Source organism: Pseudomonas solani (genome assembly GCF_026072635.1).
GTDB classification, from domain to species: Bacteria; Pseudomonadota; Gammaproteobacteria; order Pseudomonadales; family Pseudomonadaceae; genus Metapseudomonas; species Metapseudomonas solani.
On record NZ_AP023081.1, the window covers coordinates 3,886,120 to 3,905,288 of the forward strand.

Here is a 19,169-nt window from a genome sequence, read left to right on the forward strand (position 1 = left end):
GGCTCAGGCCTCCCCCAGATAGGCTTTGATCACATCCGGGTTGCTGCGGATCTGCTCCGGCGTGCCGTCGGCCAGGGGCGTGCCCTGGTTGATCACGTAGATATGGTCGGAAATGCTCATGACCAGGTGCATGTCGTGCTCGATCAGCAGCACGGTGACGTTGTACTCGTTGCGCAGCAGGGCGATCAGGGCCTTGAGGTCCTCGGTCTCGCGCGGGTTGAGGCCGGCGGCCGGCTCGTCGAGCATGAGGATGCGCGGGCGCGTCATCATGCAGCGGGCGATTTCCAGGCGACGCTGCTGGCCGTAGGCGAGGGTACCCGCCGGGCGGTTGGCGACGTCGGTCAGGTTGACCTGCTCCAGCCAGTGCGCGGCGTAGTCCATGGCCTCGCGCTCGCTCTTGCGGAAGCCCGGGGTCTTGAACAGGCCGGCAAGGAAATTGGTGTTGAGGTGACGATGCTGGGCGACCAGCAGGTTCTCGACAGCGGTCATTTCCTTGAACAGGCGGACGTTCTGGAAGGTACGCACCACGCCCTTGCGGGCGATCTTGTGGCCCGGCAGGCCTTCGATCTGCTCACCGTCGAGGCGGATGCTGCCGCCGGTGGGCTGGTAGAAGCCGGTCAGGCAGTTGAACACGGTGGTCTTGCCGGCGCCGTTCGGGCCGATCATCGAGACCACCTGTTTTTCTTGGACGGACAGTGCCACGCCGTTGACGGCCAGGAGGCCGCCGAAACGCATGGAAAGGCCGCTTACTTCCAGGATCGGGCGGCTCATCACTTCAGCTCCAGGTGGGGACGTTGCATGGGCAGCAGGCCCTGCGGACGCCAGATCATCATCAGCACCATCAGGGCGCCGAACATCAGCATGCGGTACTCGTTGAATTCACGGGCGAGTTCCGGCAGCAGGATCATCACGATCGCGGCGAGGATGATCCCCAGCTGCGACCCCATGCCACCCAGCACGACGATGGCGAGGATGATCGCCGACTCGATGAAGGTGAAGGACTCCGGGGTCACCAGGCCTTGGCGGGCGGCGAAGAAGCTGCCGGCGAAACCGGCGAAGCAGGCGCCCAGGGTGAATGCGGAGAGCTTGATGATGGTGGGGTTCATGCCCAGTGCGCGGCAGGCGATCTCGTCTTCCCGCAGCGCTTCCCAGGCACGGCCGATGGGCATGCGCAGGAGGCGGTTGATCACGAACAGGGTCAGCAGCACCAGCAGCAGGGCGATCAGGTAGAGGAACACCACCTTGTTCACCGAGTTGTAGGCAATGCCGAAGTACTCGTGGAAGGTCTGCATGCCTTCGGCCGCGCGGCGCTCGAAGGAGAGGCCGAATAGGCTCGGCTTCTCGATGTTGCTGATGCCGTTGGGGCCGCCGGTGATCTCGGTGAGGTTGCGCAGGAGAATGCGGATGATCTCGCCGAAGCCAAGGGTCACGATGGCCAGGTAGTCACCGCGCAGGCGCAGCACCGGGAAGCCGAGGATGAAGCCGAAGAAGGCCGCCATCAGGCCGGCGATCGGCAGGCATACCCAGAAGCCCAGGCCGTAGTAGTGCGACAGCAGCGCGTAGCTGTAGGCGCCCACGGCGTAGAAGCCCACGTAGCCCAGGTCCAGCAGGCCGGCGAGGCCGACCACGATGTTCAGGCCGAGGCCGAGCATCACGTAGATCAGGATCAGGGTGGCGATGTCCACCGCGCCGCGGGAGCCGAAGAACGGCCAGGCGAGGGCGACCACCACCAGGCCGAGGATGATCCAGCGCTGGGTGGAGGGGAGGGTGAGGAAGTTGCTGGTTTTGCTAGAAAGCTTCGGCAGCTTCGGCGCGTTTTCCAGGGCACTCGTCAGGCGGGTGCGGAACAACTGCCAGAAGAACATGGCGATGGCGCAACCGGCGATGGTCCAGAGCACGGCGGGGCTGGCGCCCTGCACCTGCAGGCTGATGCCCACGGTGCTGAGCTTCAGGCCCATCACCGGGTAGGCGACGGCCAGCACCAGCAGCGCGCTGAAGAACGCGGTCTTGAGGGATTTCTGGGTGATCATACTTTTTCGACCTCCGGACGACCGAGGATGCCGGTGGGTCGGAACAGCAACACCAGGACCAGCAGGCTGAAGGCCACCACGTCCTTGTACTGGTCACCGAAGATGTCGGCGCCGAAGGCTTCGGCCACGCCGAGGACCAGGCCGCCGAGCATGGCGCCCGGGATGCTGCCGATGCCGCCGAGTACCGCAGCAGTGAAGGCCTTGATGCCGGCGAGGAAGCCCAGGTGCGGGTTGATCACGCCGTACTGCATGCCCAGCAGCACCGCGGCGACGGCGGCCAGGGTGGCACCGATGACGAAGGTGAGGGCGATGATGTTGTTGGTGTTGATCCCCAGCAGGTTGGCCATGCGGATGTCTTCCGCGCAGGCGCGGCAGGCACGGCCGAGGCGCGAGCGGGAGATGAACATGGTCAGGCCCATCATCACCAGGAAGGTGACGACGAAGATCAGCACCTGCATGTACGAGATGGTCACCCCGTTCATGGTGCTTTCACCGAACACGAAGTTCCCCGGAATCAGGTTGGGGATGGCTTTGTCCTTGGAATCCTGCGCGAGTAACACCTCGTTCTGCAGGAATATCGACATGCCGATCGCGGAGATCAGCGGAATCAGCCGGTTGCTGCCGCGCAGCGGGCGATAGGCCACCCGTTCGATGCTGTAACCGTAGGCGCTGGCGACGATGATGCTGGCGGAGAAGGCCGCGATCATGACGATGGGCAGGCTGTCGATGCCGAACATGGTGAGTCCGGCGATTACGATGAAGGCCACGTACGAGCCAATCATGTAAACCTCGCCATGGGCGAAGTTGATCATGCCGATGATGCCGTAGACCATGGTGTAGCCGATGGCGATCAAGGCATAGGTGCTGCCAACGGTCAGGCCGTTAACCAGCTGTTGCAGGTAGTGATAGAGATCAGGCATTCCCCAACTCCTCGGGCATCACGTAAAGCGGCGCTTGTGGCGCAGCGGAGCCCGTAAAACTCGGATAAACAAAGCCCACTGCGGGTGCAGTGGGCTCTGGGCTTAAGGCGGGAAGCTTATTTGGCTTCGGTTTTGGTGCCGTCCTTGTGCCATTCGTAAACCACGAAGCTGAAGTCCTTCAGATCGCCCTTCTCATCGAAGGAGAGGTTGCCGGTGGGGGTGGCGAAGCTGTTGGCGCGCAGGGCTGCGGCCACTTTGGCGGTGTCGTCTTCGCCGGCTTTCTTGATGCCTTCGGCAATCACTTGCACGGCGGCGTAGGCCGGGAATACGAACGGGCCGGTGGGGTCTTCGTTCTTGGCTTTGAAGGCATCTACCAGGGCCTGGTTCTTCGGATCCTGGTCGAAGGATTTCGGCAGGGTGACCAGCAGGCCTTCGGAGGCCGGGCCGGCGATGGCCGAGATTTCCTTGTTGCCTACGCCTTCCGGACCCATGAAGCGGGCTTTCAGGCCTTTTTCAGCCGACTGGCGCAGCAGCAGGCCCAGTTCCGGGTGGTAGCCGCCGTAGTAGACGAAGTCGACGTTGGCTTGCTTCAGCTTGGCGATCAGGGCGGAGAAGTCCTTGTCGCCGGCGTTGATGCCTTCGAACAGGGCGACCTTGCCGCCTTTGGCTTCCAGGGTCTGCTTCACGGCAGTGGCGATGCCTTCGCCGTACTGCTGCTTGTCGTGGATGACGGCGACGGTCTTCGGCTTGATGTGGTCAGCGATGAAGTTGCCGGCGGTCGGGCCCTGCAGGCTGTCCAGGCCGATGGTGCGGAACACCAGTTGGTAGCCACGGGAGGTGATTTCCGGGCTGGTGGACGCCGCGGTGATCATCAGGATGCCTTCGTCTTCGTAGATGTCGGACGCGGGCTGAGTGGAGCTGGAGCAGAGGTGGCCAACAACGTATTTGACGCCGTCGTTGACGATCTTGTTGGCTACGGCGACCGCTTGTTTCGGGTCGCAGGCGTCGTCGTACACCACGCCTTCCAGTTGAGCGCCGTTCACGCCGCCAGCCTTGTTGATCTGCTCGATCGCCATCTTGGCGCCGATGAATTGCATCTCACCGTACTGGGCAACAGCACCGGTCACCGGGCCGGCCAGGGCGATCTTGATGGTGTCGGCGGCTACGGAGTAGCTGGCAACACCGGCGAGGGCCATAGCGGCGAACAGTTTGGAAATCTGCTTGGTAGCCTTGTTCATAGTGCTCCACTCTTATGTTTTTCGTTGTTTTTGTCCTGATTGCCTACAGGACAGGGTCCTTTGAACCACCCCGCCATATCCCGCGGCAACTGTACCGGTACAGTGTAGAGTGCCGATTTGCGGCTTGAAAAGCCGACACATGGGGGCGGAATGTTCCTATGTCGCTAAATCGCAACAAACGTATAGAAAAACGGCGTGCCCTGGAGTGAGCGGGAGGCGTCAGGCTGGACTTGTGAACAAGATGGCCGGCGTTATCATTGCCCGCCCTGCAACCGTTACCTTTCCACTCAGAGCAAGCCATGAACGATTCATCAAGCACCCTCTATGCCAAGCTGCTCGGCGAGACCGCCGCCATCACCTGGGAGGAGCTGCAGCCCTTCTTCGCACGGGGCGCGCTGCTCTGGGTCGAGGGCGCGGAGGATCTGGTCGGCGTCGCCCTGGCGGTGGCCGAGGACGACAAGCCCAAGGTGGCCCAGCTGCTGGGCGCCGGCAGCCTCGCCAAGGTCGAGGAAAGCCGTGCCGAGGACCTGCTGGCGCGGAACCCGAAGCTGTGGGCCGTGGTGGTGGCGCCCTGGGTGCTGGTCCAGGAGCGCGACGAGGCGCCGACCCGGCACTGATCCCCTGGCATTCCCGCGCGGACGACTCCGTTCGGGAATGCCTCCCTGCTCGATCCCGCCTTTCTAATCCCCTGACCCTCCGCACCCGATGCGATATTCGGGGCATGTCCCGCATTCCGGCGTCTGAACGGGCGCACTGCAAGCGTTCGAGCACCCGCTCAAGGACGGGCCTTGGGGAATTCTTATGCCCTTATATGGCGCGCAGTGTTACCCGTTGCCTCCTTGTGGTGCGTGGCGAGTGGTGGGCGGCACCCCTTTACCTTTTCCGGTGCGTGCACGTGTTGACCGTTGGGTTTAGATTGGGCTCCCCGTTTTTCCGGAGCCCTCCATGACCCTCCCCAGCATCGCCTTCGCCGGCATCGGCCTGATGGGCCTGCCCATGACCCGCCGCCTGCTCGCTGCCGGCTACCCGCTGTCGGTGTGGAACCGCAGCCCCGACAAATGCGCCCCTCTCGAAACCCTCGGCGCCCGCCGTGTCGACAGCCCCGCTGCACTTTGCGGCAGCGCCGATATCGTCATGCTCTGCCTGGCCGATACGGCGGTGGTGCGCGAGGTGGTCTTCGGCCCTGGCGGCATCGTCGAACGCGCGAAGCCCGGCCAGTTGCTGGTGGATTTCTCCAGCCTGGAGCCCGCCGCCACCCGCGATATGGCCGCCGAACTGGAGCGCCGCAGCGGCATGCGCTGGGTGGATGCGCCGGTCTCCGGTGGCACCCCCGGTGCCGAAGCCGGCACCCTGGCGATCATGGCCGGCGGCCGGGTGGAGGATGTCGAGCGGGTACGCCCGGTCCTCGCCCACCTCGGCCAGCGCCTGACGCGCATGGGCGATGTGGGTGCCGGCCAGGTGACCAAGGTGTGCAACCAGATGATCGTCGCCTGCAATGCCCTGGTCATCGCCGAAGTGGTGGCCCTGGCGGAGAAGTCCGGTGTCGATGCCAGCCTGCTGGCCCCGGCGCTGGCGGGTGGCTTCGCCGACTCCAAGCCCCTGCAGATCCTCGCCCCGCAGATGGCCGAGAGCCGCTTCGAGCCGATCAAGTGGCACGTACGCACCCTGCTCAAGGACCTGGACACCGCCGTCAAGCTGTCCCGCGAGGAGGGCAGCGCTACGCCCATGAGCGGCCTGGCCGCGCAACTGATGCGCCTGCACGGCAGCCAGGGCAACCTGGCGCGTGACCCGGCGACCCTGGTCGAGATGTATCGCGAGGAGCAGGCATGAAGATCGCCGCCAACCTGTCCATGCTGTTCACCGAGGTGCCGCTGATCGAGCGCATCGGCGCCGCCGCGCAGGCGGGCTTCGAGGCCGTGGAAATCCAGTTCCCCTACGAGCTGCCGGCCGGCGAGCTGAAGGCCGCGCTGGAGCAGGCCGTCCTGCCGCTGCTGCTGATCAACCTGCCCGCCGCCGACCTGCTGCAGGGCGGCCCGGGCCTGGCGGCGGTGCCGTCGCGCCAGGACGAATTCGATGCTGCCCTGCGCCAGGTCTACGCCTACGCGGCGGTGGTCAACCCGCTGTTCGTCAACGTGCTGCCCGGCCGCCTGGCCGAGGGGCTGGACCGCGACACCGCGCTGGCGACCCTGGTGGCCAACCTGCGCAAGGCCGTCGACACCCTGCACCCGCTGGGTATCCAGGTGCTGGCCGAGGCCATCAACCCCATCGACATGCCGGGCTTCCTGATCAACACGCCGGAGCACCTGGATGAGCTGGTGCGCGCCGTCGACCGGCCCAACTTCGCCGCCCAGTTCGACCTCTACCACATGGCCCGCCAGGGGCTGGACGTGGCCGCCGGCATCCGGCTGCTGGCCGGGCGCATCGGCCATGTGCAGTTCGCCGACAGTCCCGGCCGTGGCGAACCGGGCTCGGGGGCGACGGATTTCCCGCCCTTGCTCGATGCACTGGACGCGAGCGGCTACGCCGGCTGGCTGGCCGCCGAATACCGGCCGGGCAAGCCGACCGGGGAGTCGCTCGGCTGGCTGCCTACGTTCAAGGCCCGCTGAAGGGGCTCCGGGGCTGCGGGCCGGCTCACCGCTCCGTTCGGGGCGGGAGCCTGTGAGCAGGACGATTCGGCGGAAGTGTTGGATTGTCCTACATAAAGCTGGCGAATGTTCGCAGACAGGAACGGTCCGCAAGGTCTAGATTGCGGCTTACAAGCCCGGCAGGCGGTTTGCCTGGCAGATAACAACAATCGAGACCGACCCCATGCAGCCTTTGCAGCCTTCCCCCCAGGCGGCGAACGCCTGGCGCGTTCTGTTCCTGCTGTTCCTTGCGAACCTGTTCAATTTCTTCGACCGCACCATTCCGGCCATCATCATCGAGCCGGTGCGCCATGAGTGGAGCCTCAGCGACTTCCAGCTCGGCCTGATCGGCACGGCCTTCACCCTCGTCTATGCCATCGCCGGCCTGCCCCTGGGGCGCATGGCCGACACCGGCTCGCGCAAGAAGATCATGGGCTGGGGCCTGGCGGTGTGGAGCGGCCTCACGGCGGTCAACGCCCTGGCCTGGAATTTCTGGAGCTTCCTGCTGATCCGCATGGGCGTCGGCATTGGCGAGGCCAGCTACGCGCCGGCCGCCAACTCGCTGATCGGCGACCTGTTCCCGGCCAACAAGCGCGCCCGCGCCATGGGCATCTTCATGCTCGGCCTGCCGCTGGGCCTGGTGCTGGCCTTCTTCACCATCGGCGCCATGGTCCAGGCCTTCGGCAGCTGGCGCGCGCCCTTCGTCATCGCCGCCATCCCGGGGCTGATCCTGGCGCTGTTCATGTTCTTCATCAAGGAACCGGCCCGTGGCGCGGCGGAGTCGGTCAAGGTCGACCTTTCGCCTGTGGATAAACCCTTGCGCCGGGTCCTGGCCATCCGCACCTTCTGGTGGCTGACCCTGGCGGGCCTCACCTTCAACTTCGCCACCTACGCCTGCAACTCCTTCATGGTGCCGATGCTGCAACGCTACTTCCTGCTGCCGCTGCAGAGCGCGGCCGTGGCCACCGGGATTATCTGCGGCGTCACCGGGCTGATCGGCCTCACCGTCGGCGGCTGGCTGGCGGACAAGGCCCACGAGAAATCCGAGCGCGGCCGCCTGCTGCTGGCCACCGGCAGCATGCTGGTCGCCACCCTCGCCACCGGTTTCGCACTGTTCTCCGGACGCATCGAGATCGGCCTGTTCGTGGGCGTGTTCAGCATCGGCTGGCTGTTCGCCTACACCTTCTATACCTGCGTCTACACCGCCATCCAGGACGTGATCGAACCGCGCCTGCGGGCCACCGCCATGGCGCTGTTCTTCGCCGGCCTCTACCTGCTCGGCGGCGGCCTCGGCCCGGTGGTCGTAGGCCTGCTCTCCGACCACTTCGCCCACGCCGCGATGTACGCCGCCGGCGCCAGCGAGATGACCGAGCAGTTCAAGGCCATCGGCCTGCACGACGCCATGTACCTGATCCCCGTGGCCCTGGGCCTGACCATGCTGGCGCTGTTCCAGGCCGCCCGCTGCTTCGGCCGCGATGCCCGCAGCATGCGTGCGGGGCTGGAGACGGGCAGCGTCAACGCGGTGCCGGCCTGAGGCCTATGTCTTGTGGATAAGGGCGGCGTTCCCTGAATGCCGTCTAGCCGGCGTGGGAGCGAATTCATTCGCGATGAACCCTGGCGCAAGGCCCTTCCTGTAACTCCGCTCGATGGGTTTCGCTTCGCTCTACCCATCCTACGAGATGACCAGCCTACAGGCGCCGAAGCGGTTATGTAGGGCAAAGAAAAAGCGCGCCGAAGCGCGCTTTTTCATTTCCCGCGAACCTCGATCAACCCGCTACCAGCACGCGGATCGCCTCCAGGCGCAGGGCGGCTTTTTCCATCAGCGCCAGGCCGTCGTCACGCTGCTTGCGCAGGGCGTCGATCTCGCTGTCGCGGACGCTGGGGTTGACGGCCTTGAGGGCGATCATGCGCGCCAGCTCCTCGTCCAGCTCGGCGGTCAGGCGTTTCACCGCATCGGCCACGCGGGCTTCGTGACGCGGGCGGATCTTCGCTTCGGCGGCGTGGATCTGGGCCGAGAGCACGTCGCGCTGGGCCTGGACGAACTTGTTGGCACTGCCGCGCGGCACGCTTTCCAACTGGTCGTTGAGGGTGTCGAAGGCCACCTTGCTGGCCAGGTCGTTGCCGTTGGCGTCGAGCAGGCAGCGCAGGGCGGCCGGCGGCAGGTAGCGGCCCAGCTGCAGGGAGCGGGGTGCCACCACTTCGCTGACGTAGAGCAGCTCCAGCAACACGGTGCCGGGTTTCAGCGCCTTGTTCTTGATCAGCGCTACCGAGGTGTTGCCCATGGAGCCGGACAGCACCAGGTCCATGCCGCCCTGCACCATGGGGTGTTCCCAGGTGAGGAACTGCATGTCCTCGCGGGACAGCGCCTGGTTGCGGTCGTAGGTGATGGTCACGCCTTCGTCGTCGCCCAGGGGGAAGCCGGCGTCGAGCATCTTCTCGCCCGGCTTGAGCACCAGGGCGTTCTCGGAGTGGTCCTCGCTGTCGATGCCGAAGGCGTCGAACAGCGCTTCCATATAGATGGGCAGGGCGAACTCGTCGTCCTGCTCGTGGATGGCTTCCACCAGGGCCTGGCCTTCGCCGGTGCCGCCGGAGTTGAGTTCCAGCAGGCGGTCGCGACCGGCGTGCAGTTCGCCTTCCAGGCGCTTGCGCTCGGCTTCGGCCTCGTCCACCAGGGCCTGCCATTGCTCGTCGTCACCGCCGTCCAGCAGCGGCAGCAGGCGCGGGCCGAACTGGTGCTGCAGGGCGTTGCCGGTGGGGCAGGTGGCGAGGAAGGCGTTGAGGGCCTGGTTGTACCACTGGAACAGGCGCTCTTGCGGGCTGGTTTCCAGGTAGGGCACGTGCAGCTGGATGGTGTGCTTCTGGCCGATACGGTCGAGACGGCCGATGCGCTGTTCCAGCAGGTCCGGGTGGGCCGGCAGGTCGAACAGCACCAGGTGATGGGAGAACTGGAAGTTGCGGCCTTCGCTGCCGATCTCGGAGCAGATCAGTACCTGGGCGCCGAACTCCTCGTCGGCGAAGTAGGCCGCCGCGCGGTCGCGCTCGAGAATGCTCATGCCTTCGTGGAACACGGTGGCGGGGATGCCGGAGCGCACGCGCAGGGCGTCTTCCAGGTCCAGGGCGGTTTCGGCGTGGGCGCAGATCACCAGCACCTTGAACTTCTTGAGCATCTTCAGGGTGTCGATCAGCCACTCGACGCGGGGGTCGAAGCGCCACCAGCGCTCGGCTTCATCACCGCTTTCCTGCTGCGCCTGGAAGCTGACTTCCGGGTACAGGTCGGGGTGCTCGCCCACCGGCAGCTCCATGTATTCCACGGGGCTCGGCAGCGGGTAGGGGTGCAGGTTGCGCTCGGGGAAGCCCTGCACGGCGGCGCGGGTATTACGGAACAGCAGGCGGCCGGTGCCGTGGCGGTCCAGCAGCTCGCGCACCAGGCGCGCAGCGGCTTCGCTGTCGCCATCGGTGACGGCGGCCAGCAGGGCTTCGCCCTCGGCACCGAGGAAGCCGGAGATGGTGGCGTGGGCGCCGGGGGACAGGCGGCCCTGGTCCAGCAGCTCCTGCACCGCTTCGGCGATCGGCTTGTAGTTGGCGCTTTCGGCGCGGAAGGCTTCCAGGTCATGGAAGCGCGCCGGGTCGAGCAGGCGCAGGCGGGCGAAGTGGCTGTCCTGGCCCAGTTGTTCGGGGGTGGCGGTGAGCAGCAGCACGCCGGGGATGACCTCGGCCAGTTGCTCCACCAGGCGGTATTCATCGCTGGCCTGTTCCGGGTGCCAGACCAGGTGGTGGGCTTCGTCCACCACCAGCAGGTCCCAGCCGGCGGCGAAGGCGGCGTCCTGGGCCTTCTCGCTGCCCTTCAGCCACTCCAGGGAGACCAGCGCCAGTTGCGCGTCCTCGAAGGGGTTGCTGGCGTCGCTCTCGAGGAAGCGCTCGGCGTCGAACAGGGCGACCTGCAGGTTGAAGCGGCGGCGCATCTCCACCAGCCACTGGTGCTGGAGGTTCTCCGGCACCAGGATCAGCACGCGGTTGGCGCGGCCCGAGAGCAGCTGGCGATGGATCACCAGGCCGGCCTCGATGGTCTTGCCCAGGCCCACTTCGTCCGCCAGCAGCACGCGCGGGCGACGCGGTCGGCCACTTCACGGGCGATGTGCAGCTGGTGGGCGATGGGTTGTGCGCGGGCGCCGCCCAGGCCCCAGAGGGAGGACTGCAGCAGGCGGCTCTGGTGTTGCAGGGTGTGGTAGCGCAGGCCGAACCAGTTCATCGGGTCGATCTGCCCGGCGAACAGGCGGTCGCTGGCCAGGCGGAACTGGATGAAGTTGGAGAGCTGGGTTTCCGGCAGGGTGCGTTCTTCGTGCTGCGCGGTGAGGCCGTGATAGACCAGCAGGCCGTCGATGTCGTCGACTTCCTGGACGGTCAGCTTCCAGCCGTCGAAGTGGGTGATCTCGTCGCCCGGCGCGAAGCGCACGCGGGTCAGGGGCGCATTGCGCAAGGCGTACTGGCGGGTTTCGCCCGTGGCCGGGTAGAGCACTGTAAGCAGGCGTCCATCCGATGCCAGGATGGTCCCGAGCCCCAGTTCCGCTTCGCTGTCACTGATCCAGCGTTGCCCCGGTTGGTACTGCTGCGCCATGCGTCTCTCCCACCATGCAAAAAAGCCGGCAAGTTTAACGGAACGCCGTGCCAAGAGCGACGGGACTTGCGCTCCATATGTCTGTTGCAGTGTAGCGAGCGGCGCTAAAGTAGTGACTCGCCCTGCCGACAGGCTGATCAGAGGAGGGCCAAAACCATGTTGCCGCCTATACCCCATAGCCTGGTGCCCGTGACCGCCCAGCAGGACGTGATCAAGCCACGCCCCGACATTCCGCCCGTCACCCCGGCTAAGGAAGGCTCCGAGGAAAGCGCCATCGGCCTGGACCGGCGCCACCCCCAGGAGGCCGAGGAACTGCTTCGCGAGGAGCAGCGCCGCCGCCAGCGCCGTGGCTACACCGCCGAAGAGATCGCCGAGGGCGATGTCGAGCAGGCCGACGAAGCAGTGATCGAGCAGCTCCCGCGCCAGGGGCTGTGGGTGGATGTGGAAGTCTGAGGCGCGCATGATCCCCTGCCCGCACCTGCTCGGTTGACCCCGTGGACCTGTTCGACGACATCCCCCTGGACCTGCCCGACGCCCACCTGCGTTACGAACCCCACTGGCTGGCCGCCGAAGAAGCCGACGAATGGCTGGCCCGGCTGCGCGAAGAAACCCCCTGGGAGCAACCCAGCGTCCACCTGCATGGCCGCGACTACCCAGTGCCCCGCCTGCTGGCCTGGTACGGCGACCCCGAGGCCGGCTACCGCTACTCCGGCCTGGTGCACCGGCCGCTGCCCTGGACGCCGCTGCTGGCGGAGATCCGCGAGCGCCTGCAGCAGACCGTCGGCCAGCCGCTCAACGGCGCGCTGCTCAACTACTACCGCGACGGCCAGGATTCCATGGGCTGGCACAGCGACGACGAGCCCGAGCTGGGCCGCGACCCGCTTATCGCTTCGCTCAACCTCGGCGGAACTCGGCGTTTCGACCTGCGTCGTAAGGGCAGTGGGCGCATCGAGCATTCATTGCAGCTCGGCCATGGCGCGCTGCTGGTCATGAGCGGCCCGACACAGCATCATTGGCAGCATCAGGTGGCGAAGACCCGCAGCCCTTGCGACCCTCGCCTGAATCTCACCTTCCGCTGGATCCGTTCATGAGCAATGACGAGAAACTGGTCGACTTCGGCGCCGAGCGTGACAAACGCATCCATGACCTGCACGAGAAACGCCTGAACGATGTGCGCAACGCCTTCGAGCAGGCCATGCCCCTGGGCAAGTCGAAAAAGCCGCGCAAGCCGAAAAAACGCTGAAACCCTCCGCTGTACCCCCCTTTTAAATTGACCTGGATCAGTTCCCCAACGGCCTTGCCGGTGGGGCTCTGCGCCTATTGATCCAGATCAATTTCCCCTTCCCGGTGCGGGCTTACCTTTGACCCATCGAAACACGGAACGCCACAAGAGAAGGAGGCACTCAAATGTTCATCGATGTAGTGGTTCTCGCCGGTATCGGGACCGTAGGTCTGATGGTCGCCTTCCTTGGAGGGTTCGGATATTTCATCTGGAAGGACTCCCACAAGCGCAACAAGAAGGCTTGAGTTCACCAGGTTCACAGGCACGCAAGGCACCTCGGGCGACTTCGGTCGCCCTTTTTTTCGTCCACGATTTTTATCCCGTGATGGCCCAAACCTTCACGTAGGGCGGGTGAAACCCGCGCGCGCTCTTGCTCCGCAATGTCGGGTTTCACCCGATCTACGGCTAGGTGTGAAACCGCGCGCTCCCCGTAGCCCGGGCTTCAGCCCGGGAACCCCCACCCGCACAGGGCCCAGGCCCGCTTCTCAATCCAGCCGCTTGTGCACCCGTGATACGGCGACGCCGAGCATCACCGCGGTGAAGGCCACCAGCGCCGCCATCTCCATCCACAACTCGGCCAGCGTGGCGCTGCGCAGCATGATGCCCCGCGCCAGGCGCAGGAAGTGGGTGAGCGGCAGCACCTCGGCGATCCACTGGGCGACGCGCGGCATGCCGGCGAAAGGGAACATGAAGCCCGACAGCAGGATCTGCGGCAGGAAGGTGAAGAAGGCCATCTGCATCGCCTGGAACTGGCTCTGCGCCAGGGTGGAAATGAACACGCCCAGGGTCAGGCTGGCGAAGATGAACAGCAGCGCCGCCGCGTAGAGCGCCAGCAGCGAACCGCGCACCGGCACCTCGAACAGCAGCAGGCCGACGATAAGGATCACCGTCACCTGCACCAGGCCGATGCCGACGAAGGGCAGCACCTTGCCGATGGTCAGCTCCCAGGGCGAGACCGGCGTGGTGATCAGCATCTCCATGTTGCCGCGTTCCCGTTCGCGCACCAGGGCGATGGCGGTGAACAGCACCATGGTCATGGTCAGGATCACCCCGATCAGCCCCGGCACCGTGTTCAGCGGTGCCAGGCGCTCCGGGTTGTAGAAGTTCACCACCGACATCGCCTGGTTGCTGCGCCAGCCCTCCAGGGGGAAGCCCGCCAGTTGCCGGGCCGAGGCCTGCACCACCTGGTCGGAGCCATCCACCACCAGTTGCAGCGGCGGGCGCTCCGGGTCCTGGCGCTGGACGCGCGCCTCGAAATCCCGGGGAATCACCAGCGCGGCGCTGATGCGCCCGGCGCGCAGCAACTGGTCGATCTCCTGGGGGCTGCCCAGGTGGTAGCGGAAGTTCACCACCTGGCTGGAGCCGATCTCCGCCACCGCCTCGCGGGAGCGGGCGGTGTTCGCCTGGTCCAGCACCGCGGCGTCGAGGCCGCGCACATCCATGTTGATGGCGTAGCCGAACAGCACCAGTTGCATGATGGGGATGCCGACGATCATGGCGAAGGTCAGGCGGTCGCGGCGCAACTGGCGCAGCTCCTTGAGCACGATGGCGCCCAGGCGGTGCAGGTTCATCACTTGGCCTCCGCTTTCTGCAGCGGCTGGTGGGTGACGGTGACGAAGACGTCCTCCAGGTTCGGCTCGGTCTCCTTCACCTCGGCCTCCACACCCTGCTCGGCCAGGCGCCGGGCGATGCGTTCATGGGCATCGGCCTCGGCGCTGAGCACCCGCAGCGAGGCGCCGATCTGAGCCATGGCGATCACCTCTTCGGCGCCCTGCAGCGCCCGTTGCGCCTGGCGTGGCTGCGCGCATTCGATCAGCAGCGGGTGGCCGGGCAGGGCGCCCATCAGCTCGGCCGGGCTGCCGTCGGCCACCAGGCGCCCGGCGTCGAGGATGCCCAGGCGCGTGCAGCGCTCGGCCTCGTCCATGTAGTGGGTGGACACCAGCAGCGTGGTGCCGGCCTCGGCCAGCTCGAACAGCGAATCCCAGAATTCCCGGCGTGATTGCGGGTCCACCGCGCTGGTGGGCTCGTCGAGCAGCAGCAGGTCGGGCTTGTGCAGCACCGCGCCGGCCAGCGCCAGGCGTTGTTTCTGGCCGCCGCTGAGGGTACCGGCGAGCTGCTTGCGGCGGTCCGCCAGCCAATAGCGCTCCAGCAGTTCATCGATGCGCTGGCGCCCTTCGCTGCGGGGCAGGCCTTGTACGGCGGCGAGGAATTCCAGGTTCTCGCCGATGGTCAGGTCTTCGTAGAGGGAGAACTTCTGCGTCATGTAGCCGATGCGTCGCTTCAGCGCCTCGGCGTCGCGGGGGATCTGGCAGCCGAGCACCTCGATCTCGCCTTCGCTGGGCAGCAGCAGGCCGCAGAGCATACGGATGGTGGTGGACTTGCCGCAGCCGTTGGGACCGAGGAAGCCGAACACCTCGGCGCGGTTCACCTGGAGGTTGAGCCCGTCCACCGCCGCCAGCTGGCCGAAGCGCTTGGTCAGGCCGCGCGCGCGGATCACCGTCTCGCTGTCAGTCATCGGCAGGGCGCTCCGCGTGCAGCGGCAGGCCGGCGGGCAGGCGCGCGGCCAGCTCGCCTTCCAGTACCAGCTCGGCGCGGTACACCAGGCGGCTGGCGTCGCTGCCGGTCAGGGCGTAGTAGGGGGTGAAGCTGGCCTCGCTGGCGATGCTGCGCACCCGCCCGCTGAACAGGCCGTCGACGCCCTCGATGCCCACCTGCAGGCGGTCGCCGATGGCGATGTGCGGGCGCAGCGGCGCGGGGATGAACAGCCGCGCATAGGGCGTCTCGCCCACCAGCAGGCTGGCCACCTCGGCATTGGCCGGTGGCTGGTCACCGGGGCGGAAGGGCAGGGCGTCGACCCGGCCGGCGCGGGGGGCGCGTATGTCCAGGTGCTCGCGGTCCACCTGCAGGCGCGCCAGCTCGGCACGGGCCGTCTGCAGCTCGGCATCGGCCTGGGCCAGTTGTTCCGGGCGGGTGCCGTTGGTGAGTTCGCGCAACTGCGCATCGGCGTTCTTCACCGCCGCATCGGCCTGGTCGCGGCTGGCGCGGGCGCGGTCACGTTCGGCGATGGCCACCTGGCCTCGCGCATAAAGGGCGGCGACCCGCTGGTAATTGCGCCCGGCTTCGGTGGCATCGGCGCGGTTGCGCACCAGGGTGGCGCGGGCGGCGTCGATGCTTTCCTGGCGTGCGCCGTTGCTCAGCTCATCCAGGCGCGCCTGGGCCTGGGCCACCTGGCCCCGTGCCTGGTCGAGGCGGGCGTCGAGGCGACGCGGGTCCAGCTCCAGCAGCAGTTGCCCGGCCTGCACCGAATCGCCTTCGGCCACCTTCCAGTCGAGGATGGTTTCCGAGGCCTCGGCGGGCACGCCGATACGGTCCCACTCCAGGGTGCCGAGCAGCGGTTCGCTGTCACCGCGGTCGCAACCGCTCAACAGGGCCAGGCAAAGCAGGCCGGGAATGAAGGTGCGGGCGGTCATGGCGATACCTCCAGGCCGCGTTCGAGCAGGGCCAGGGTGTGGTTGACCAGAGCGTCGTTGCCGATCTCCGGGTTGGCGAAGATGCCGCGCCAGAGCGGCGCTGCCGCGTGGGGCAGCATGGTCAGGCCGATCAGCGAGACCACCAGCAGGCGCGGGTCGAGGTCCTTGTTGAGGGCGCCGCGCCCTTGGGCGGCGGCGAAGCGCTGGGCCAGCAGCACCGGGATCAGCGGGGCGATGCGCTGGGGCAGCTGTTCGCGCAGCACACCGCCTTCGCAGAGGATCTCGCGCACCCACAGCGGTGGAATCCAGGGGTGCTCTTCCACCGTGGCGCTGATGCCGCGCACGAACAGGCGCACCAGTTCCAGGGGATCGTCGCCGGCCTCTTGCAGGCGCGCGGCCAGGGTGCGGATCAAGGGCAGGAAACGCTCCTCCACCACCGCATCCACCAGGCGCTGCTTGTTGCCGAAGTAGTAATTGACCATCGCCGGCGTCACCCCGGTGCTCTGGGCGATGCCGCGCAGGCTGCTGGCATTGATGCCCTGATGGGCGAAGGCGTCGCAGGCGGTGTCCAGCAGGCGTTCACGCTGCTGGGCTTCACCGCTGGGGCGTCCGGGGGCGCGGGGAGTGGTCATGGGGCTGTCCTGGGAGGCGATGGAAATTATTTAAATACTCATTTAATTAATTTTCAATGGGCAGTTTCACGATCTGCTGGACGGCAATTAGATAGCTTGCTAATAATTGTCGCTGTTGAACTCATCACCGGCCGAAGCGGCCTATCCTTCTGGCAATTTCCTTCAAGGTCCTGCGCGTGCGCGATTCCCTGCGGGCGTTCCTCGCCCCCGACATCCCGGCTCTCCAGTTCGCCATCAAGACCCTCCTGGGCGGCGGCCTGGCGCTCTGGTGCGCGCTGCGCTTCGGCCTGGAGCAGCCGCAATGGGCGCTGATGACGGCCTTCATCGTCGCCCAGCCGCTGTCTGGGATGGTGGTGCAGAAGGGCCTGGCACGGCTGCTCGGGACCCTGGTCGGCACCGTGATGGCGGTGGTGGCGATGGCCCTGTTCGCGCAGACGCCCTGGCTGTTCATCCTCGCGCTGGCTACCTGGCTGGGCCTGTGTACCGCCGCCTCGACCATGCTGCGCAGCGCCTGGTCCTACTCCTTCGTGCTGGCGGGCTACACGGTGGCGATCATCGGCCTGCCGGCCATCGCCCATCCGCTGACCGTATTCGACCAGGCCGTGGCGCGCTGCACCGAGATCTGCCTCGGCATCATCTGCGCCACCGCCGTCAGTGCGCTGGTGTGGCCGCAGCGGGTGGAACGCCAACTAGCGCGCCAGGCGGGGGATGCCTGGAACGCCGGCATCGCCGCCGCGCGCTCGGCCTTGCGCGGCGAACCCCATGAGCGCCAGGGCCTGCTCGGCGTGCTGGGGCGCATCGTCGCCGTGGACGCCCAGCGCGAGCACGCCTGGTTCGAAGGCAACCGTGGCCGCCAGCGTGCCGCCGCCCTGCGTGTGCTCAGCCGCGACCTGCTCAGCCTGCTGCGCCTGGCCCGGGGTGTGGCGCGGCAGTGGCGGCAGTTGTCGGCAGGGGAGGCCGAACGCCTGGCGCCCTGGATGGAGGAGGTGCAGCGGCTGCTCGCCGAGCCCGATGACGCGACCTCGGAAGCCCTGGGCCAGCGCTTGCTGGACGCCGCTGAAGCCGAAGACCTGGTGCCCGTGCAGCAATACTGCCTGGGCCGCCTGGCGGTGATGCTGCGGCAGATGCGTGCGGCCGCTGCGGCCCTGCGTGCGGTGGAACGTGGCGAGGCACCGGACGATGCCGGGGCGCCGCTGTCCTGGCACCGCGACCTGCCCACCGCGCTGCTCTACGGCCTGCGCAGCAGCGTGGCCTTCGTTGGCCTGGCGTCGTTCTGGCTGGCCACCGCCTGGACCTCCTCGGTGGGCGCGCTGACCCTCACCTGCGTGGTCTGCAGCCTGTTCGCCAGCCGCGAGAACGCCGAGCAGATCGGCTTCATGTTCCTGCGCGGCATCCTCTACGCGCTGCCGGTGGCCTTCTTCATCGGCCAGGTGGTGCTGCCGCAGATGAGCGGCTTCCCGTTGCTCTGCATGGCTCTCGGCGTGCCGCTGTTCTTCGGCGCCCTGGGCATGGCCAAGCCGGCGCTGGGGGCGACCTCGACCTCCTTCTGCCTGCACTTCATCGTGCTCTGCGCGCCGCAGAACACCATGCATTTCGACGTGGCGCTGTTCCTCAACGAGGCCATCGCCATCCTCCTGGGCGTCGGCTTCGCGGTGCTGGTGTTCCGCGTCATCGTGCTGACCAACCCGGGCTGGCATGGGCGGCGCCTGCTCAAGGCCACCTTCCATGACCTGGGCCGCCTTACCCAGCGTGCGCTGGTGGGCGCCGAGAACTGGTTCGGCGGGCGCATGGCCGACCGCCTGCTGCAACTGGCGCGGCACTACCCGGCGCTGCCCAGCCAATCGCGCAACCGCTGGGACGACGGCATCACCAGCCTCGATATCGGTGACGAACTGCTGCACCTGCGCCGTTGCCTGGCCGCCGGCGAGCGCTCCATCGAAGCCTCCGAGGCGCGCTTCCTGCGCAGCATCGAGCCCCTGCTGGAGCGCGGCCCCGCCGCCTCCCTGGCGGGGGCGATGGACGAGCCCTCGGAACAACTGATCCAGGCGCTGCGCCAGGCCGGCAGCAGCATCGACCGGCGCCTGGCCCAGGCGGCCCTGCTGCAGCTGCGGCAGAGCTGGCGCCAATGGTGTGAACAACAGGAGGCGAGCCATGGGCTTGCGTGAGTGGTCCCTGGGCGGCGTGTTGCTGAGCCCCTTTCTGATGTATGCGCTGGCGGCGTTGCTGGTGACGGGCGTGTTGCGTCTGGCCCTGCAGCGTGTCGGCATGGCGCGCTGGATCTGGCACGAAGCGTTGTTCGACTGTGCCCTGTATGTCTGTGTCCTGTCGTTGCTGGTCGCCTGGTTCGGGCACTGGTGA

At 66.8% G+C, this 19,169-nt stretch carries 18 protein-coding genes and 1 pseudogene; 10 read left to right on the forward strand and 9 right to left on the reverse strand.

Annotated elements, in window-relative coordinates; all coding sequences use genetic code 11:
* Positions 1–3: 3 nt before the first annotated feature.
* From livG to PSm6_RS17760, 4 genes are all read right to left on the reverse strand, one after another.
* Entirely contained in the window at positions 4–771 is a 768-nt protein-coding gene (gene livG, locus PSm6_RS17745) for a high-affinity branched-chain amino acid ABC transporter ATP-binding protein LivG (protein WP_021219238.1), read from the reverse strand.
* Positions 771–2,030, reverse strand: coding sequence for a high-affinity branched-chain amino acid ABC transporter permease LivM (locus PSm6_RS17750; RefSeq protein WP_021219239.1), 1,260 nt, complete (start codon positions 2,028–2,030; stop codon positions 771–773). Before PSm6_RS17750 ends, livG begins: the two co-directional genes overlap by 1 nt.
* Positions 2,027–2,950 (reverse strand): high-affinity branched-chain amino acid ABC transporter permease LivH, encoded by a 924-nt coding sequence (livH, locus tag PSm6_RS17755; protein ID WP_021219240.1) that lies wholly within the window; start codon positions 2,948–2,950, stop codon positions 2,027–2,029. Before livH ends, PSm6_RS17750 begins: the two co-directional genes overlap by 4 nt.
* A 116-nt stretch (positions 2,951–3,066) precedes the next feature.
* A complete protein-coding gene (locus PSm6_RS17760) occupies positions 3,067–4,188 on the reverse strand; it encodes a branched-chain amino acid ABC transporter substrate-binding protein (RefSeq protein WP_021219241.1) in 1,122 nt (373 codons plus the stop codon).
* A gap of 299 nt (positions 4,189–4,487) precedes the next feature.
* Here PSm6_RS17760 and PSm6_RS17765 point away from each other — a divergent pair, with 299 nt between their 5' ends.
* The 4 genes from PSm6_RS17765 to PSm6_RS17780 all read left to right on the forward strand — a co-directional run bounded on the left by PSm6_RS17765 (position 4,488) and on the right by PSm6_RS17780 (position 8,346).
* On the forward strand, positions 4,488–4,805 hold the full coding sequence (locus PSm6_RS17765; protein ID WP_021219242.1) for a DUF2288 domain-containing protein: 318 nt from the start codon (positions 4,488–4,490) through the stop codon (positions 4,803–4,805).
* A 328-nt stretch (positions 4,806–5,133) separates the two neighbouring features.
* The gene (locus PSm6_RS17770) at positions 5,134–6,018 is read left to right on the forward strand and encodes an NAD(P)-dependent oxidoreductase (protein ID WP_021219243.1); all 885 of its coding nucleotides are present in this window, start codon (positions 5,134–5,136) and stop codon (positions 6,016–6,018) included.
* Positions 6,015–6,794, forward strand: coding sequence for a hydroxypyruvate isomerase family protein (locus PSm6_RS17775; RefSeq protein ID WP_021219244.1), 780 nt, complete (start codon positions 6,015–6,017; stop codon positions 6,792–6,794). Before PSm6_RS17770 ends, PSm6_RS17775 begins: the two co-directional genes overlap by 4 nt.
* Before the next feature lie 211 nt (positions 6,795–7,005).
* On the forward strand, positions 7,006–8,346 hold the full coding sequence (locus PSm6_RS17780; protein WP_043242830.1) for a spinster family MFS transporter: 1,341 nt from the start codon (positions 7,006–7,008) through the stop codon (positions 8,344–8,346).
* 232 nt (positions 8,347–8,578) lie between these two features.
* On the opposite strand, the pseudogene rapA reads toward PSm6_RS17780, so the two are convergent.
* Positions 8,579–11,427 (reverse strand): annotated as a pseudogene (rapA, locus tag PSm6_RS17785) (RNA polymerase-associated protein RapA).
* Positions 11,428–11,583: 156 nt separating this feature from the next.
* Here rapA and PSm6_RS17790 point away from each other — a divergent pair.
* The 4 genes from PSm6_RS17790 (at position 11,584) to ccoM (ending at position 12,954) form a co-directional block, all read left to right on the forward strand.
* Positions 11,584–11,880 carry a hypothetical protein gene (locus tag PSm6_RS17790; RefSeq protein ID WP_021219247.1) on the forward strand — a complete coding sequence of 99 codons (297 nt, stop codon included), beginning with the start codon at positions 11,584–11,586 and terminating at the stop codon, positions 11,878–11,880.
* A gap of 41 nt (positions 11,881–11,921) precedes the next feature.
* Complete coding sequence (locus tag PSm6_RS17795) at positions 11,922–12,518, forward strand: alpha-ketoglutarate-dependent dioxygenase AlkB family protein (RefSeq protein ID WP_021219248.1); 597 nt, start codon at positions 11,922–11,924, stop codon at positions 12,516–12,518.
* Positions 12,515–12,670 carry a hypothetical protein gene (locus tag PSm6_RS17800; protein ID WP_021219249.1) on the forward strand — a complete coding sequence of 52 codons (156 nt, stop codon included), beginning with the start codon at positions 12,515–12,517 and terminating at the stop codon, positions 12,668–12,670. The genes PSm6_RS17795 and PSm6_RS17800 overlap by 4 nt, the downstream gene beginning before the upstream one ends.
* Before the next feature lie 164 nt (positions 12,671–12,834).
* Positions 12,835–12,954, forward strand: coding sequence for a cytochrome c oxidase subunit CcoM (gene ccoM / locus PSm6_RS30280; protein ID WP_021219250.1), 120 nt, complete (start codon positions 12,835–12,837; stop codon positions 12,952–12,954).
* Positions 12,955–13,194: 240 nt separating this feature from the next.
* On the opposite strand, the gene PSm6_RS17805 is transcribed toward ccoM, so the two are convergent.
* Genes PSm6_RS17805 through PSm6_RS17820 form a run of 4 tightly spaced genes read right to left on the reverse strand, consistent with a single transcriptional unit; the run spans position 13,195 to position 16,811 of the window.
* On the reverse strand, positions 13,195–14,280 hold the full coding sequence (locus tag PSm6_RS17805; RefSeq protein WP_265167878.1) for an ABC transporter permease: 1,086 nt from the start codon (positions 14,278–14,280) through the stop codon (positions 13,195–13,197).
* Positions 14,280–15,224: an ABC transporter ATP-binding protein gene (locus tag PSm6_RS17810; RefSeq protein WP_265167879.1), complete on the reverse strand. Its 945-nt coding sequence runs from the start codon at positions 15,222–15,224 to the stop codon at positions 14,280–14,282. The genes PSm6_RS17805 and PSm6_RS17810 overlap by 1 nt, the downstream gene beginning before the upstream one ends.
* A complete protein-coding gene (locus tag PSm6_RS17815) occupies positions 15,217–16,179 on the reverse strand; it encodes an HlyD family secretion protein (protein WP_265167880.1) in 963 nt (320 codons plus the stop codon). Before PSm6_RS17815 ends, PSm6_RS17810 begins: the two co-directional genes overlap by 8 nt.
* On the reverse strand, positions 16,176–16,811 hold the full coding sequence (locus PSm6_RS17820) for a TetR/AcrR family transcriptional regulator (protein ID WP_021219254.1): 636 nt from the start codon (positions 16,809–16,811) through the stop codon (positions 16,176–16,178). The genes PSm6_RS17815 and PSm6_RS17820 overlap by 4 nt, the downstream gene beginning before the upstream one ends.
* Before the next feature lie 176 nt (positions 16,812–16,987).
* On the opposite strand from PSm6_RS17820, the gene PSm6_RS17825 reads away from it, so the two are divergent.
* Both PSm6_RS17825 and PSm6_RS17830 read left to right on the forward strand, forming a co-directional pair.
* The gene (locus PSm6_RS17825; RefSeq protein WP_265167881.1) at positions 16,988–18,976 is read left to right on the forward strand and encodes an FUSC family protein; all 1,989 of its coding nucleotides are present in this window, start codon (positions 16,988–16,990) and stop codon (positions 18,974–18,976) included.
* Entirely contained in the window at positions 18,963–19,169 is a 207-nt protein-coding gene (locus PSm6_RS17830) for a DUF1656 domain-containing protein (RefSeq protein ID WP_021219256.1), read from the forward strand. Before PSm6_RS17825 ends, PSm6_RS17830 begins: the two co-directional genes overlap by 14 nt.